Annotated in this window: 14 protein-coding genes; 8 read left to right on the top strand and 6 right to left on the bottom strand. The window is 69.0% G+C overall.

Annotated features, from left to right (window positions below; all coding sequences use genetic code 11):
• Positions 1-34 precede the first annotated feature (34 nt).
• Complete coding sequence (locus AB0N61_RS10875; RefSeq protein ID WP_363363920.1) at positions 35-439, bottom strand: VOC family protein; 405 nt, start codon at positions 437-439, stop codon at positions 35-37.
• Positions 440-472: 33 nt separating this feature from the next.
• Positions 473-1,240, bottom strand: coding sequence for a siderophore-interacting protein (locus tag AB0N61_RS10870; RefSeq protein ID WP_363363918.1), 768 nt, complete (start codon positions 1,238-1,240; stop codon positions 473-475).
• 101 nt (positions 1,241-1,341) lie between these two features.
• Here AB0N61_RS10870 and AB0N61_RS10865 point away from each other — a divergent pair, with 101 nt between their 5' ends.
• The 4 genes from AB0N61_RS10865 to AB0N61_RS10850 are packed head-to-tail and all read left to right on the top strand — an operon-like array spanning position 1,342 to position 5,147.
• Positions 1,342-2,334 (top strand): ABC transporter substrate-binding protein, encoded by a 993-nt coding sequence (locus tag AB0N61_RS10865; RefSeq protein ID WP_363363916.1) that lies wholly within the window; start codon positions 1,342-1,344, stop codon positions 2,332-2,334.
• 53 nt (positions 2,335-2,387) lie between these two features.
• The gene (locus tag AB0N61_RS10860; RefSeq protein WP_363363914.1) at positions 2,388-3,377 is read left to right on the top strand and encodes an iron chelate uptake ABC transporter family permease subunit; all 990 of its coding nucleotides are present in this window, start codon (positions 2,388-2,390) and stop codon (positions 3,375-3,377) included.
• 1 nt (position 3,378) lies between these two features.
• Complete coding sequence (locus AB0N61_RS10855) at positions 3,379-4,395, top strand: iron chelate uptake ABC transporter family permease subunit (RefSeq protein WP_363363912.1); 1,017 nt, start codon at positions 3,379-3,381, stop codon at positions 4,393-4,395.
• Positions 4,392-5,147 carry an ATP-binding cassette domain-containing protein gene (locus AB0N61_RS10850; protein WP_363363911.1) on the top strand — a complete coding sequence of 252 codons (756 nt, stop codon included), beginning with the start codon at positions 4,392-4,394 and terminating at the stop codon, positions 5,145-5,147. The genes AB0N61_RS10855 and AB0N61_RS10850 overlap by 4 nt, the downstream gene beginning before the upstream one ends.
• Before the next feature lie 3 nt (positions 5,148-5,150).
• On the opposite strand, the gene AB0N61_RS10845 is transcribed toward AB0N61_RS10850, so the two are convergent.
• The 3 genes from AB0N61_RS10845 to AB0N61_RS10835 are packed head-to-tail and all read right to left on the bottom strand — an operon-like array spanning position 5,151 to position 7,082.
• Positions 5,151-5,348 (bottom strand): hypothetical protein, encoded by a 198-nt coding sequence (locus AB0N61_RS10845; protein ID WP_363363909.1) that lies wholly within the window; start codon positions 5,346-5,348, stop codon positions 5,151-5,153.
• Positions 5,349-5,386: 38 nt separating this feature from the next.
• Positions 5,387-6,346, bottom strand: coding sequence for a DNA-3-methyladenine glycosylase 2 family protein (locus AB0N61_RS10840; RefSeq protein ID WP_363363908.1), 960 nt, complete (start codon positions 6,344-6,346; stop codon positions 5,387-5,389).
• A 34-nt stretch (positions 6,347-6,380) separates the two neighbouring features.
• On the bottom strand, positions 6,381-7,082 hold the full coding sequence (locus tag AB0N61_RS10835; protein ID WP_363363906.1) for a winged helix-turn-helix domain-containing protein: 702 nt from the start codon (positions 7,080-7,082) through the stop codon (positions 6,381-6,383).
• A gap of 328 nt (positions 7,083-7,410) precedes the next feature.
• On the opposite strand from AB0N61_RS10835, the gene AB0N61_RS10830 reads away from it, so the two are divergent.
• The 4 genes from AB0N61_RS10830 (at position 7,411) to AB0N61_RS10815 (ending at position 12,730) form a co-directional block, all read left to right on the top strand.
• Positions 7,411-7,719 (top strand): GNAT family N-acetyltransferase, encoded by a 309-nt coding sequence (locus AB0N61_RS10830; protein WP_167945776.1) that lies wholly within the window; start codon positions 7,411-7,413, stop codon positions 7,717-7,719.
• Positions 7,720-7,771: 52 nt separating this feature from the next.
• Positions 7,772-8,239 (top strand): DIP1984 family protein, encoded by a 468-nt coding sequence (locus AB0N61_RS10825; protein WP_363363905.1) that lies wholly within the window; start codon positions 7,772-7,774, stop codon positions 8,237-8,239.
• Positions 8,240-8,567: 328 nt separating this feature from the next.
• The gene (locus tag AB0N61_RS10820; protein ID WP_363363902.1) at positions 8,568-9,722 is read left to right on the top strand and encodes an exonuclease SbcCD subunit D; all 1,155 of its coding nucleotides are present in this window, start codon (positions 8,568-8,570) and stop codon (positions 9,720-9,722) included.
• 11 nt (positions 9,723-9,733) lie between these two features.
• Complete coding sequence (locus AB0N61_RS10815; RefSeq protein WP_363363900.1) at positions 9,734-12,730, top strand: SMC family ATPase; 2,997 nt, start codon at positions 9,734-9,736, stop codon at positions 12,728-12,730.
• 27 nt (positions 12,731-12,757) lie between these two features.
• On the opposite strand, the gene AB0N61_RS10810 is transcribed toward AB0N61_RS10815, so the two are convergent.
• Complete coding sequence (locus AB0N61_RS10810; RefSeq protein WP_056277071.1) at positions 12,758-13,315, bottom strand: nucleoside phosphorylase; 558 nt, start codon at positions 13,313-13,315, stop codon at positions 12,758-12,760.
• Positions 13,316-13,366: the final 51 nt, after the last annotated feature.

Raw genomic sequence — 13,366 nt, 5'->3', positions numbered from 1 at the left:
GAAGGCCGGGCTCACCAGGCGGCGAGCGCGGTCGTCACGCGGACTCGCGCGGAGGGTTGTACATGAACTCGATCCGGATGCCGTCGGCGTCCTCGACGAAGGAGGCGTAGTAGCGCTCGGTGTACCGCGGGTACTCCTTGGGCTCTCGCACCGGCGACCAGCCCGCATCCAGCGCGATCCTGTGGAGGCGGTCGACCTCGTCTCGCGTGGGCGCAGAGAATGCGATGTGCTGCCAGCCGACGCGACCGTGACGATGCGGGGCCGAGTCCTCGTCCCAGGCGTACAGGATGATCTCGGTCTCGTCGCCGTTGTTCCACGAGATCGAGTGATCGTCCTCGCCGCCGCTCTGATAGCCGAGCGCCGTCAGCACGGGATGGAACTGCGTGCGACCGCGTTCGAGGTCATTGACGGTGATGCCCAGGTGATCCAGAAGAGCCATGCGTTCAGTCTCCCAGGCGACGCACGCGCGGCACTAGTGCGGCGCGTGATACTCGGCCTCGCCTCGCTTCCAGTAGCCCTTGACCACCGCGTTCCCGCCGCAGACGCCCCATCGGCCGAGCAGCGCGCGGCCGGGCCTCACGACCGACTGCTCGGCCGCGATGAACACGAACGGGTCGTCGCCGACCGAATCGGCGGCAGTCAGTCCGTCGAGGAACGCGATGAGGGCCGAGCCTTCGGCGGCGTCGCCCCGGTGCAGCCACTCGACCTCGACCGGTGCATCGATGTCGAGCTCCCGGCCGGCGGAGAACGTCTCGACGACGATGCGCGCGGGCACCCCGCTGGGGATCATCCGGGCGAAGCGTCGGATCGCCGGGATGGCGGTCTCGTCCCCGACGAGCAGCCAGGACTCGGGGCTTCCGCTGAGCACGGCCGAGCCGCGCGGGCCTCCGACTCCGATCGATGAGCCGAGCGGAGCGGTCGCTGCCCACGGGGCGCCGACGCCCGCGTCGCCGTGCACCGCGAACTCCACGTCCAGCCAGTCGTCGCCCCAGGCGAGAGGTGTGTACTCACGACTCGGTGCGGCCCGCATCTGCTCGACCGACTCCACGGGGCCGGAGGGGAAGAAGAGGCGCATGTGGTCGTCGCAGCCGGGGGAGTCGAAGCCCTCGAGGTCGCTGCCGCGGAGTCGGACGCGCACGTAGCCCGGGGACAGCCACTCACGGTCGGCGAGTGCGACGGTGCGGAAGCGGAGATCGAGGCTTCGGCGCTCGAGGGAGAAGCCGGATTTCGTATCGCTCATAAAGTAAGGCTAACCTATCTTCGAAGCCGACTTAGGGCAGCCTAAGTCGGCTGTCCCGCGCCGTTCCCGCGCACCCACCACCGCAGAACAGGAGTCTCTCCATGTCCATGCCCAGAATCCTCACCGCCACGAGCGTCGGTCTCGTCGGCCTCCTCGCGCTTGCCGGCTGCGCCTCCGGCTCCGAGGTCGAGACCGACGAGACCGCAGCCGCAGCAGACTCGGTCACCGTCGAGGACAACACCGGATCGCACGAGATCGCCACGCCGCCGGCATCCGTCGTGGCACTGGACAACCGCACGTTCCAGACCCTCTCCGACTGGGGAGTGGAGCTCTCCGCGGGCGCGGTCGCGCTCATGCCGGACACCGTGTCGTACCTCGACGACGACTCGATCGTCGACATCGGCCTCCACAGCGAGCCCGACCTCGAGGCGATCGTCGCCGTCGAGCCCGATCTCATCATCAGCGGCCAGCGATTCACCCAGCACAACGAGGCGATCGCCGAACTCGTGCCGGACGCCACGATCATCGACCTCGAGCCGCGCGAGGGCGAGCCCTTCGACGAGGAGCTCAAGCGCCAGACCCTCACGCTCGGCGAGATCTTCGGAAAACAGAGCGAGGCGCAGGCGCTCGTCGACGACTTCGACGCAGCCGTCGAACGGGCCAAGGCCGCGTACGACGACGCCGACACCGTCATGGCCGTGAACACCTCGGGCGGCGAGATCGGCTACCTCGCGCCGACCGTCGGCCGCTCGCTCGGGCCGATCTACGACATCCTCGGGCTGACCCCGGCCCTCGAGGTCGATGACGCCTCCGACGATCATCAGGGCGACGACATCTCGGTCGAGGCGATCGCGGCCTCCAACCCCGACTGGCTTCTCGTGCTCGACCGCGACGCGGTGTTCGCCGCCGAGACCCCCGACTACGTGCAGGCGTCCGAGATCCTCGAGAGCTCGGAGGCGCTCGCGGGCGTCACGGCCGTCGCCGATGACCAGATCGTCTACATGCCCACCGACACCTACCTCAACGAGGGCATCCAGACGTACACCACGTTCCTCGAGGACCTCGCCGACGCGCTCGAGGCCGCCCAGAAGTAGGGCCGACCGGCGGCATCCGCTCCAGGGCGGATGCCGCCGTCCGGCGTCGCATGATGACCCGCACCGCATCCTCCACCGAGTCGCCGCGCACCGTTCGTCGGCTCTTCGACGTGAAGCTGCTCATCGGCATCCTCGTCGTCGTCGCACTCCTGATCGTGTCGCTCTTCACGGGCGTGTACGACATCGCAGGAGCCGCCGACGGCGCGGAGATGTTCCAGATCACCCGCGTGCCGCGCACGATCGCCCTCGTCCTCGCGGGGGCCGCCATGGCGATGGCGGGACTCGTGATGCAGCTCCTCACCCAGAACCGATTCGTCGAACCCACGACCACCGGCACCACCGAGTGGGCGGGGCTCGGCCTGCTGACCGTCATGGTGCTCGTGCCGAACCCGTCGATCCCCCTGCGGATGGCGGGCGCCATCGTCGCGGCCTTCATCGGCACGATGGTCTTCTTCGCATTCCTGCGCCGGGTCTCGCTCCGGTCGTCGCTCATCGTCCCGATCGTCGGGATCATGCTCGGAGCGGTCGTCGGATCCGTGTCGACGTACTTCGCGCTCGTCACCGACTCGCTGCAGGCGATCGGCGTCTGGTTCGCCGGAAGCTTCACCTCGGTGCTGCGCGGGCAGTACGAGATGCTGTGGATCGTCGCCCTCGTCGGAGTCGTCGTCTTCATCGTCGCCGACCGGCTCACGATCGCCGGGCTGGGGGAGGAGATCGCCACCAACGTCGGCGTGAACTACGACAGGGTCATCCTGCTCGGCACCGCGCTGATCGCTGTCACCACCGGAGTCGTGACCGTCGTCGTCGGGAACCTTCCGTTCCTCGGTCTGATCGTGCCCAACATCGTCTCGATGGTCCGCGGCGACGACCTGCGCAGCAACCTGCCGTGGGTGTGCCTTCTCGGGATCGCGATCGTCACGGTCTGCGACATCATCGGACGGACGATCATCATGCCGTTCGAGGTGCCGGTCTCGCTGATCCTCGGGATCGTCGGTGCGGTCGTCTTCATCCTCCTCCTGCTGAGGCAGCGTCGTCGTGGCTAGCGTGACGGCGACCGATACCCGCGTCTCGGGAGCATTCACGACTCCGCGCGCACGGCGGCGGTACGTCATCGTGCTGGGCGTGCTCGTGGTGCTCTCCGTGCTCTTCGCCTTCGCCCTGCTCGCCTGGGACAACCCGATGCCGATCGGATCGCCGGGGTTCTGGCGCATCGCGAAGCTCCGCGTGACGAACGTGACCGTGATGGCGGTCGTCGCGGTGGCGCAGGCGATCGCGACCGTGAGCTTCCAGACGGTCACCAACAACCGCATCATCACCCCGTCGATCATGGGGTTCGAGTCGCTCTATCGGGTCGTGCAGACGACCACGGTGTACCTGTTCGGCGTCGCGGGACTGGTGGCGACCCAGGGGGTGTGGCAGTTCGGTCTGCAGGTCGTCATCATGGTCGGTCTCGCGATGGCGCTGTACGGATGGCTGCTGTCGGGGCGCTACGGAAACCTGCAGATCATGCTCCTGATCGGGATCATCATCGGGGGAGGTCTCGGCGCGATCTCGACCTTCATGCAGCGGCTGCTCACGCCGAGCGAGTTCGACGTGCTGGCGGCTCGGCTGTTCGGCAACATCTCGAACGCCGACGCCTCGTACCTGCCGCTCGCGATCCCGCTGTGCGTCGCCGCATCCGCACTGCTGTGGCTGCGGGCGCGGCGGCTGAACGTCCTCGCGCTCGGACCCGATGTGTCTCGCTCGCTCGGACTCGACCACCGGCGCGAGCTCTACATCGTGCTGTTCCTCGTCGCCGTGCTGATGGCGACCTCGACCGCGCTGGTCGGCCCGATGACGTTCCTGGGCTTTCTCGTCGCGACCCTCGCCTACCAGTTCGCCGACACGCACGATCACCGGCTCATCTTCCCCGTGGCGGTGCTCACCGCCTTCACGATCCTCGCCGGAGCGTATTTCGTCATGAAGAACGTCTTCTATGCGCAGGGCATGGTGTCGATCCTCATCGAGATCGTCGGCGGAACCGTGTTCCTCATCGTCATCCTCAGAAAGGGCAGACTGTGATCACACTCGACGGCGTTCGCCGCGACTACAGCGACGAGGTCGCGATCGGCCCGGTGGATCTGCGGATCCCGACCGGCGGCATCACGGCTCTGATCGGCCCGAACGGCGCGGGGAAATCGACCCTGCTGACGATGATCGGCCGACTCGGCGGCATGGACGCCGGCGCGATCGAGATCGCCGGATACGACGTGGCGACGACGAAGTCGAAGGACCTCGCCAAGATCGTCTCCGTGCTGCGGCAGGAGAACCACTTCGTCACCCGCCTCACCGTGCGCCAGCTGGTGGGTTTCGGGCGCTTCCCGCATTCTCAGGGACGGCTGACCGTGGCCGACGAGGAGATCATCAGCAGGGCGATCGACTTCCTCGATCTCGGAGACCTCGAAGGGCGGTATCTCGACGAGCTCTCCGGGGGCCAGCGGCAGCGCGCATACGTCGCGATGGTCCTGGCCCAGGACACCGAGTTCGTGCTGCTCGACGAGCCGCTCAACAACCTCGACATGAAGCACGCGGTGCAGATGATGAAGCACCTGCGTCGAGCGGCCGAGGAACTGGGTCGCACGATCGTCATCGTGGTGCACGACATCAACTTCGCGGCGCACTACGCCGACCACATCTGCGCCATGAAGCACGGCGCCGTCGTCGAGTTCGGGTCGCCGGCCGAGATCATGACCGGCGACGTGCTCACCCGTGTCTTCGACACACCGGTGCAGGTGGTCGAGGGGCCGTCCGGTCCGTTGGCGGTCTACTACTGACGCTCAGAGCTCGACGCCGTGGTCCTCGTCGTTCACGCCGGAGTTGTGTCCCCGACGGGATTCGTAGCCGATGAACCAGCCGAGCCAGACGATCGCGGCGAGCAGGATGCCGAGCCAGACGTTCTGGAAGATCAGGCCGACCACGACACCGACGATCAGAAGCCCTGCCGTGACGGAGAAGCGGAGCGCGTTGCGGGACATGGCCTCAGCCTAGGGGCGATCCGCGCATCGCGGCAGGGTCAGCGACCGCGATGGTCTTCGGGGGAGAACCGCGGACCCCGACGTGGCTCGCTCACTCTGCTCGCGAAGATGAGGCGGATCACGCGCTGCCGATGCCCCGCCCACGGGGCGAGCAGCTCGAGCATCCCGTCGTCATCGGTGCGATGGCCGGTCAGGGCGTAGCCCACCTGATGAGCCAGGTGGTAGTCCCCGACGCTCACGGCGTCGGGATCGCCGAGCGCCCTGATGCGCGTCTCGGCCGAGGTCCAGACGCCGACGCCCGGCAGGCTGGTGAGCACGCGATCGCGCTCCTCGCCCGTGGGGGCGGACAGAAGGGCGCGGGACACGCTCTCGGCGCGCTCAGCGGCTCGCACGACGGTCTTCGACTGGGGCGGCTGCACGGCGACCCGATGCCAGTCCCACGAGGGGATGCGGCGCCACTGCGCGGCGGCGGGGGCCGTGTACATCGGCCTCGGGGTCGGACCGGGTGCGCGTTCGCCGAACTTGGTGACGAGCTGTCTCCACGCGCGGAAGGCCTCGAGGCCGGTGACCTTCTGCTCGATGATCGCGCACGCGAGAGCGTCGAACACGACGCCGGTGCGCGCCATCCGGATGCCGACCGACCGCCGCGCCACGTCCGCGATCAGCGGGTGGGGCGAGGGGTCGAAGCCGGTGGGGTCGTCGCTCGCGCCGCACAGCTCGGGGACGCTGTCGAGCGCGTGCTCCGCTCCGCCACCCCATGCCGTGGCGATGATCTCTCCGCCGCGGGCTCTCAGCGCGAGTGTCGCAGGGCCGAGCGGAGTCCGCAGCGTGCGCCAGATGACCGGACCGTCGAACACCATGGTCGGGTCGCCGGGTCCGCGTCGCAGCATGCCGACCGTCGCGCGGAGATCGACGGGCGCGGCCGGCCGGTACACGGTCTCGCGCGGGCTGCTGTGCGCAGCCGCGTCGGCGGCTCCGGCATCCGCGGTCAGGGTCATGCGCCCACCATACGTGGCGGGGCTGACACTCCGGTCAGAAGCGGTCGGGCGAGGGGGTTCCGTGGCCGTAGCGGATGACGACGTCGGCGTGGCGGTCGAAGCGGTAGCCGATGCCCCGCACGGTGCGGACGATGTCCTCGTAGCGGCCGAGCTTGGCCCGCAGACGCCGCACGTGCACGTCGATCGTGCGCTCGCCGGGGGTCTCGTCGTCCTGCGCCTGCCAGAGGGCGGAGACGAGCTCGCTGCGCTCGATCGTGCGTCCCTCGCGGAGCACGAGGTACTGCAGCAGCTCGAACTCCTTGTAGGTGAACGCCGCGGACTCGCCGTCGATCAGCACCCGCTTGCGCGAGATGTCGACCACGACGCCGCCCTCTGCGTCTGTCGTCTCCTCTTCGGCAGCGGCCTTGGTGCGTGCGATCGCACCCGGCTCGTGCAGTGCGAGACGCACGACGTCGAGGTCGCGGCCGCCCGAGCCGTGCGGAGCGAGTGCAACCGTGGCGTGGGTCTCGGCACCCGGGGCGAGCTCGGCGAGGGTGCGGCGCAGCGCGTCGACGAGGAGCGGGAGGCTGACGCCCGCCTCTGCGGCCTTGATCTCGTCGAGGCCGACGTACAGGGCGAATCCTCGCGGCGAGCGGACGGCGGGAAGATCTGCGTCGAGCGGTGCGGCGGCGGGCTCCGACGAGACGGTGCGGACGGCGGTAGCGGTGGGACGCTCGAGAAGTGCGATGTTCGACATGATGATGTAGTCCTCAGGACGTGAGCCGGAAGGAGGCTCTGATGCGTTGCATGAATGACCGGGCGAGCCGGGAAGCGAGCACAGGGTGGGTGCTCGGAGACCAGTCCTCGCAGATCGCGAGAAGTCAGGTCAGACGGGGTGGCTGTTCGTTCAGCGACACATTCGGCAACACATGCCAACGCGACCGGGCATCATCATCCCGGCAGTCCTGTTCGCCTCCTGGGCGGACAAAGGGCTTGCGTTGGTAGTCATGGGGGGATTATGTCCGAAGAAGTCCGCGCGTGTCAAAACGGCCGCCGGTCGGGGAGCGAGGCGTAACGTGGAGAAGGTGACCACTTCGACTCTCGCTGCCGGCTTCATCCTCACTGATGAGAAGGACGCGTCGCGGTACACGCTGACCCGCGACGGGCAGCTCGTCAGCGTGCTCGACTACCGTGACGACGGACGCACGATCGCGCTGACGAGAGCCTTCACCATCCCGACTTTCCGCGGGCACGGCTATGCGGGCGTCGTCGTCGAGGGGGCGGTCGCAGACATCGAGAAGCGCGCAGATCGCAAGGTCGACGCGGTGTGCTGGTACGTCTCCGACTGGTTCCAGGCGCACCCCGAGCACGCTTCCCTGCTGCGCTCGCGCTGACCTCTGCCCGTGTGACGCTCTGTTACACGGGGTGTCCTGCCAGGATGAAGGCATGAAACTCGCAGAGGCACTCACCGCCCGCGCCGATCTGCAGCGTCGCATCGAGCAACGGCGCGCGCGCATCACCGCGAATGCCAGGTATCAGGAGGGGGAGGAGCCGGCGGAGGATGCATCGGCTCTGCTCGTCGAGGCGGACGCCGCTCTGGCGCAACTCCGAGACCTGATCAGGCGCATCAACGCGACCAACTCCCGGCTCGACCTCGGCACGGACGGGACGATGACGGATGCGCTCGCTGCCCGGGACGTGCTCCGTCTGCAGCATTCCCTGCTGGCGGATGCCGCCGCTGCGGCATCCGGGGCGAACGAGCGGTTCCCCCGACAGATGCGGTCGGAGCTGCGCCAGATCTCCGCGCTCCCCGTCGGCGAGCTGCGTGCGGACGCGGATGCGGTGGCGCAGGAACTGCGCGAACTCGACAACCGGATCCAGCAGGCGAACTGGTCGCATGATCTGACGGAGTAGCGGACGGAAGTCGGTAGTCACGACGAGGCGGGCACAACCCCAGCCGGAGGGGCAATTCCGGCACATGTCGGGCGGAGGGCAGCCCAGATCCGCATCGCGCAGCCCCGCACCCCGCACATGTGACCGCGCATCGCGCATGTCGCATCACCACGTGCCGATCGTCGTGACGAGGGTGGGTCAGGGGACCTTCCGTTAGCAGTCGCGGCGCCTACCTCAGGGTGGGTGCCATGACGTCCGTTCCGCGCCGGATCGCCCGGATCCGTCGCGGGGAACGGACGTCACGGCACGCCTCGGCCCGAATGTCGGTGGGGGTTCGTAGCGTGTGAGTATGCGAATCCTGCACACCTCCGACTGGCACATCGGCCGCACCTTCCATGGCAACTCGACCATGGACGCGCTGGCCGAGGTGCTCGAGGCGCTCACGGTGCAGGTTAGCGAGCACTCGGTCGATGTCGTCATCGTCGCGGGCGACGTGTTCGACTCGGCGACACCCGCCGGCCCCGCCTACACGCTTCTCGGCGACGCGCTCGTCGCTCTGCACGAGACGGGGGCCCGCGTCATCGTCACGAGCGGAAACCACGATTCCGCCGCCCGTCTGGGGTTCCAGGCCCGACTGCTCCGCGACGGCATCCACGTGCTGACGGATCCGCTCGCGATCGGCACCCCGGTGACGGTCCTCGATGCCGACGGCCCCGTGCACTTCTTCGGCATCCCCTACCTCGAGCCTGCGATCGTCCGGCAGCACTGGAGCGGCGCCGAACTGCGCACGCAGGCCCAGACGCTCGCACACGCCATGGACCTCGTGCGCGGCGGGATGGCCGAGCACGTCGGCCGGTCGGTCGCGATCGCCCACTGCTTCTCCGCGGGGGTCGACGCCACGGTGGGCTTGGAGCGCGAGGTGCGGCAGGGCGGCCTCGACCTCGTGCCGCTGACGGTGTTCGACGGACCCGACTACGTCGCGCTCGGTCACATCCACGGGCGCCAGCAGGTCAGCGAGCGCGTCCGCTACTCCGGCGCTCCGCTGCACTACAGCTTCGGCGAGCAGAACAAGCCGCGCGGATCGTGGCTGGTCGAGCTCGATGCGACCGGACTCGCCTCGGTCGAGTGGCTCGATCTTCCCGTGCCGCGCCGGCTCGTCACGCTCACGGGCACCCTCGACGAGATCCTGTCGTCCGAGAACGTCGCGGCCCACGCAGGCGACTGGGTCTGCGCGGTCTACACCGACGCTCTCGCCCAGACAGAGCCGATGCGCAGACTTCGCGAGCGGTACCCGCACTGCGCGATGGTGCAGCACCAGCCGTCCGAGAACTCCGAGACGATCGAGCGGTCGTACGTCGAGCGATTGCGCGGCGCGGTGACCGATCCCGAACGCATCGAGGCCTTCCTCGAACACGTCCGCTCAGGGCACGGGGCGACGGAGCGCGAGGCGGAGTTGATCCGCGACGTGCTCGATGACCGCGTCCGTGCAGAAGCCCTCGTCTAGAAGGCGCCCTGATGCAGCTTCACCTCCTCGAGGTCGAGGGTTTCGGCCCGTTCCGTGACCGTCAGGTCGTGGACTTCGATGCCTTCGCCGACGATGGCATCTTCCTGATCGCCGGGCGCACGGGAGCCGGCAAGTCCAGCATCCTCGACGCCGTCTGCTTCGCTCTCTACGGCGGGGTGCCGCGGTACGAGGGCGGCGAGAAGCGGCTGCGCAGCGACCACTGCGAGCCCGACGACGTGACCGAGGTCGTCGTCGAGTTCAGCACTCCGGCCGGCCGATACCGCGTCACGCGTTCGCCCGAGTACGAGCGGCCGAAGAAGCGTGGCGGCGGGATGACGGTGCAGTCGGCGGCCGTGCAGCTCGACACGCTGGTCGGCGGCGAATGGATCGGGCTCGCCGCGAAGGAGCGCGAGGCCGCGTACGAACTCGACGAGATCCTGCAGCTCAGCCGCGAGCAGTTCCTCCAGGTGATCCTGCTCGCCCAGAACCGTTTCTCGGAGTTCCTGCTCGCCGGCAGTCGTGAGCGGCAGGCGCTGCTGCGACGGCTGTTCGGCACCGAGCGGTTCGAAGACGTGCAGACGCGCTTCGACGAGCGACGCAGGGCGGCGGAGCGCGCTCTCGGATCTCGTCTCGCCGCCGTGTCGGCCCGACTCGACGAAGGCGAGCGCCTGGTCGACAACGCCGACCTCGGGCATGACACCGACGCGCCGGGAGGCGGCGCGACCCCGGGCGAGTCCGAGCCTCTGGTGCTGACGACGGACGAGCGTCTCGACCGTCTGCGTCGTGCTCAGGCCCGGGCCGACTACCGCGCCGAGCGTCGCGCGGCGGAGCGCATCGACGCCGAGAAGGAGTCGGATGCCGCCGATGCCGCGCTCGCGGTGGTGCGAGATGAGCAGAGGGCGCAGACCGAGCGTGACCGCGCGAGGGCAGCGCTCGATCGTCTGGATGCGGAGGAGCCGCAGATCGCACATGCGCGTACGGAGCTCCATGACGCGCGGACGGCAGAGCTGCTGCGCGGCCCGATCTCGGCGGCGGCCGCGGCGTCTTCTGCACTCCGTGCGGCGATGGAGGTCGAGCAGCGCGCACGTGCCAAGTGGGCGGCTCACGGCATCGTCGCGGACGATCTCGCGGAATGGGCCGCTGAGCGCACGAGGCAGACCGGAACATGGCAGCGCGCGGCCGAGCTGGAGACGTCGGCGTCAGCGCTCGAGGCCGAGCTCGCCGCAGCCGCTGAGGCGGTGGCGGCGGCGACCGCGCGCATCGAGGCCGCAGAGGCGGATCGCGTCGCTCTTCCTCGACAGCTCGAACAGCTCACTCTGGAGCGCGATGCGGCGAGGCAGCGTGCCGATCGCGTCGGAGATCTGGCCGCGGCGCGCGATACCGCCGCCGTGCGGCACGCCGCGGCGCTCGAGGCCGAGCGCCTCGCTGCCGACCGCGTCGCCGCGGATCGAGAACTCGCCGGCGCCAGCGCCGAGTTGGCCGCTGCCCAGACGGCTCTGGCTCAGCTCAGACAGAGGCGCCTCGACGGCTTCGCGGGAGAGCTCGCAGCGTCTCTGCACGACGGCGAGGCGTGTCCGGTGTGCGGATCCTCTGAGCATCCCGCTCCTGCCGTGCATGCGGATCCGGTGTCGGCTGAAGACGTGGACGAGGCCGAGATCGAGCGCGACACGATCGCCCAGCGTGAGCGGGAAGCGACGGAACGGGTCTCCGGACTGCGGGCAGAGCTCGCCGCCGCCGTCAGCAGGGCCGAGCGTCGAACAGTCGACGAGGCTGCCGCAGAGCTGCAGGAGGCCACCGCAGCACACGCGCAGAGCATCGAGGCCTCCGAACTGCGAACCGCCCTCGAGAAGCAGCGCGACGCACTGATCGACCGCATCCGCCAGCTCGACAGCGATCGTGAACGTGACTCCGCCGCGCTGGCCGCCGCACGCGAGGCGCACTCCCTCGTCGCGCAGCGCGTCGCCGACGCAGGTCAAGCCATCTCCGACGCGAGAGGACCGTTCGAATCCGTGGCCGCGAGGCTGGCCGCCACACTCGACGAGGTCGAGGCAGCGCTGGCGCTCGCCGAGGCGTCGGCGGAACGAGAGCGCAGAGCGCAGGCGGCGACTGCGGTGATCCTTGAGCGGGACGCCGCACTCGACGCGTCGGAATTCGACGACGAGGCCGCTGTCGAGCAGGCTGTGCGATCCGCCGCGTCTCAGACCGCACTCGAGAGCCGGATCACACAGCATGCCGTGCTCAGGGAGAAGGAGCGTGCCATCCTTCTCGACCTCGAGCTGCGTACGCTGCCCGAGGAGCCGATCGATGTCGGTCCCGCCGAGACGCGGTCGGTCTCCGCTCGGCAGCGTTGGTCGGCAGCGGTCGACGACGCAGGCCGAGCTGCCGGTGTGGCGGAGCAGCTGACGGCGCTCATCGAGGCCGCCGCCGCGGAGCACGCACGCACCGCCGAGGATGCCGCCGAGTACGAGGTCCTGCAGAATCTGGCCGACACCATCGCCGGTCGAGGTGCGAACACACGCAAGATGACCCTCGAGACGTTCGTGCTCGCCGCGGAGCTCGAGGAGATCGTCGAGGCGGCCAATCGACGCCTCGGCGACATGTCGACCGGGCGCTACCAGCTGCGTCACTCCGACGCGCTCGCCGCGCGGGGAGCAGCATCCGGGCTCGGGATCGTCGTGTTCGACGCGTTCACCGGCCAGACGAGGCCCGCCCAGTCCCTGTCAGGAGGCGAGACCTTCCTGAGTTCCCTCGCCCTCGCCCTCGGGCTCGCCGAGGTCGTCACGGCGCGAGCCGGCGGCATCCGTCTTGACACCCTCTTCATCGACGAGGGCTTCGGATCGCTCGACGGCGACACCCTCGACGTCGCGATGCGCACCCTCGACGAACTCCGACAGGGCGGGAGGACCGTCGGGGTCATCAGCCACGTCGAGGCCATGCAGGAGCAGATCCCCGCGCAGCTCTCGGTGCGGGCGACGCCGAACGGACCGAGTGTGATCGAGACGCGCTGAGACCCAGCGCAGCCGCGGAGCCTGTTCTCAGACGCCGTACTCTCGTCTGATCACCTCGCGCAGCTGCACACTGCACCGGGCGATCGCCTCGCGGAAGTCGACCAGTGCACCGTCCTCGGCTCGATCCGAGATCGCGCGGAACGCGCGGATCGGCACGCCGAACTTCTCGGCGACCCAGATGTACGCGTAGGTCTCCATGTCCACCAGCCCCGCACCGGACGGCCGGATGACGGCGGTGATCCCGGCATCCCCCACGAAGCTGTCGCCGGTCGCGATCAGCACTCCCTCGCGACCCGTCGACACGCGCGCGGGCAGGGAGACGTGCTGCCCGGCGACGCCGTCGAGGTCGAACACGTCGTGCTGCAGCGCGCTTCCGATCTCGTGCACGGTGGCCTCGAGTTCAGGGTCGATCCCGCCTGCGGTGCCGACGACCACCACCTCGGAATACTCCTTGGCATCGAGAGCCCGCGTGAGGGCGTAGACGGCCTGCATCTTGCCCTCGCCCGTCACGAGCTGGTCGAATCCCTCGAGCTCCTCAGGGAACGCTGCGAGTTCGGAGGCCATGGCTGCGACGAGAAGTTTCACCTGGCCATCCTCTCAGGTGTATCGGGGAGCCGCGAAGTCGCGAGAGTGCGG

Source organism: Microbacterium sp. NPDC089320 (assembly GCF_040684875.1).
Classification (GTDB): Bacteria; Actinomycetota; Actinomycetes; order Actinomycetales; family Microbacteriaceae; genus Microbacterium.
The sequence above is the reverse complement of the archived record's forward strand: the minus strand, read 5'-3'. Positions and strand labels throughout refer to the sequence as shown.

Excerpts from the sequence above, each read along its gene's own strand:
- AB0N61_RS10875 (WP_363363920.1), bottom strand. The coding sequence starts at position 439 with ATGGCTCTTCTGGATCACCTGGGCATCACCGTCAATGACCTCGAACGC.
- AB0N61_RS10870 (WP_363363918.1), bottom strand. The coding sequence starts at position 1,240 with ATGAGCGATACGAAATCCGGCTTCTCCCTCGAGCGCCGAAGCCTCGAT.
- AB0N61_RS10865 (WP_363363916.1), top strand. The coding sequence starts at position 1,342 with ATGTCCATGCCCAGAATCCTCACCGCCACGAGCGTCGGTCTCGTCGGC.
- AB0N61_RS10860 (WP_363363914.1), top strand. The coding sequence starts at position 2,388 with ATGACCCGCACCGCATCCTCCACCGAGTCGCCGCGCACCGTTCGTCGG.
- AB0N61_RS10845 (WP_363363909.1), bottom strand. The coding sequence starts at position 5,348 with ATGTCCCGCAACGCGCTCCGCTTCTCCGTCACGGCAGGGCTTCTGATC.
- AB0N61_RS10840 (WP_363363908.1), bottom strand. The coding sequence starts at position 6,346 with ATGACCCTGACCGCGGATGCCGGAGCCGCCGACGCGGCTGCGCACAGC.
- AB0N61_RS10835 (WP_363363906.1), bottom strand. The coding sequence starts at position 7,082 with ATGTCGAACATCGCACTTCTCGAGCGTCCCACCGCTACCGCCGTCCGC.
- AB0N61_RS10825 (WP_363363905.1), top strand. The coding sequence starts at position 7,772 with ATGAAACTCGCAGAGGCACTCACCGCCCGCGCCGATCTGCAGCGTCGC.
- AB0N61_RS10820 (WP_363363902.1), top strand. The coding sequence starts at position 8,568 with ATGCGAATCCTGCACACCTCCGACTGGCACATCGGCCGCACCTTCCAT.
- AB0N61_RS10815 (WP_363363900.1), top strand. The coding sequence starts at position 9,734 with ATGCAGCTTCACCTCCTCGAGGTCGAGGGTTTCGGCCCGTTCCGTGAC.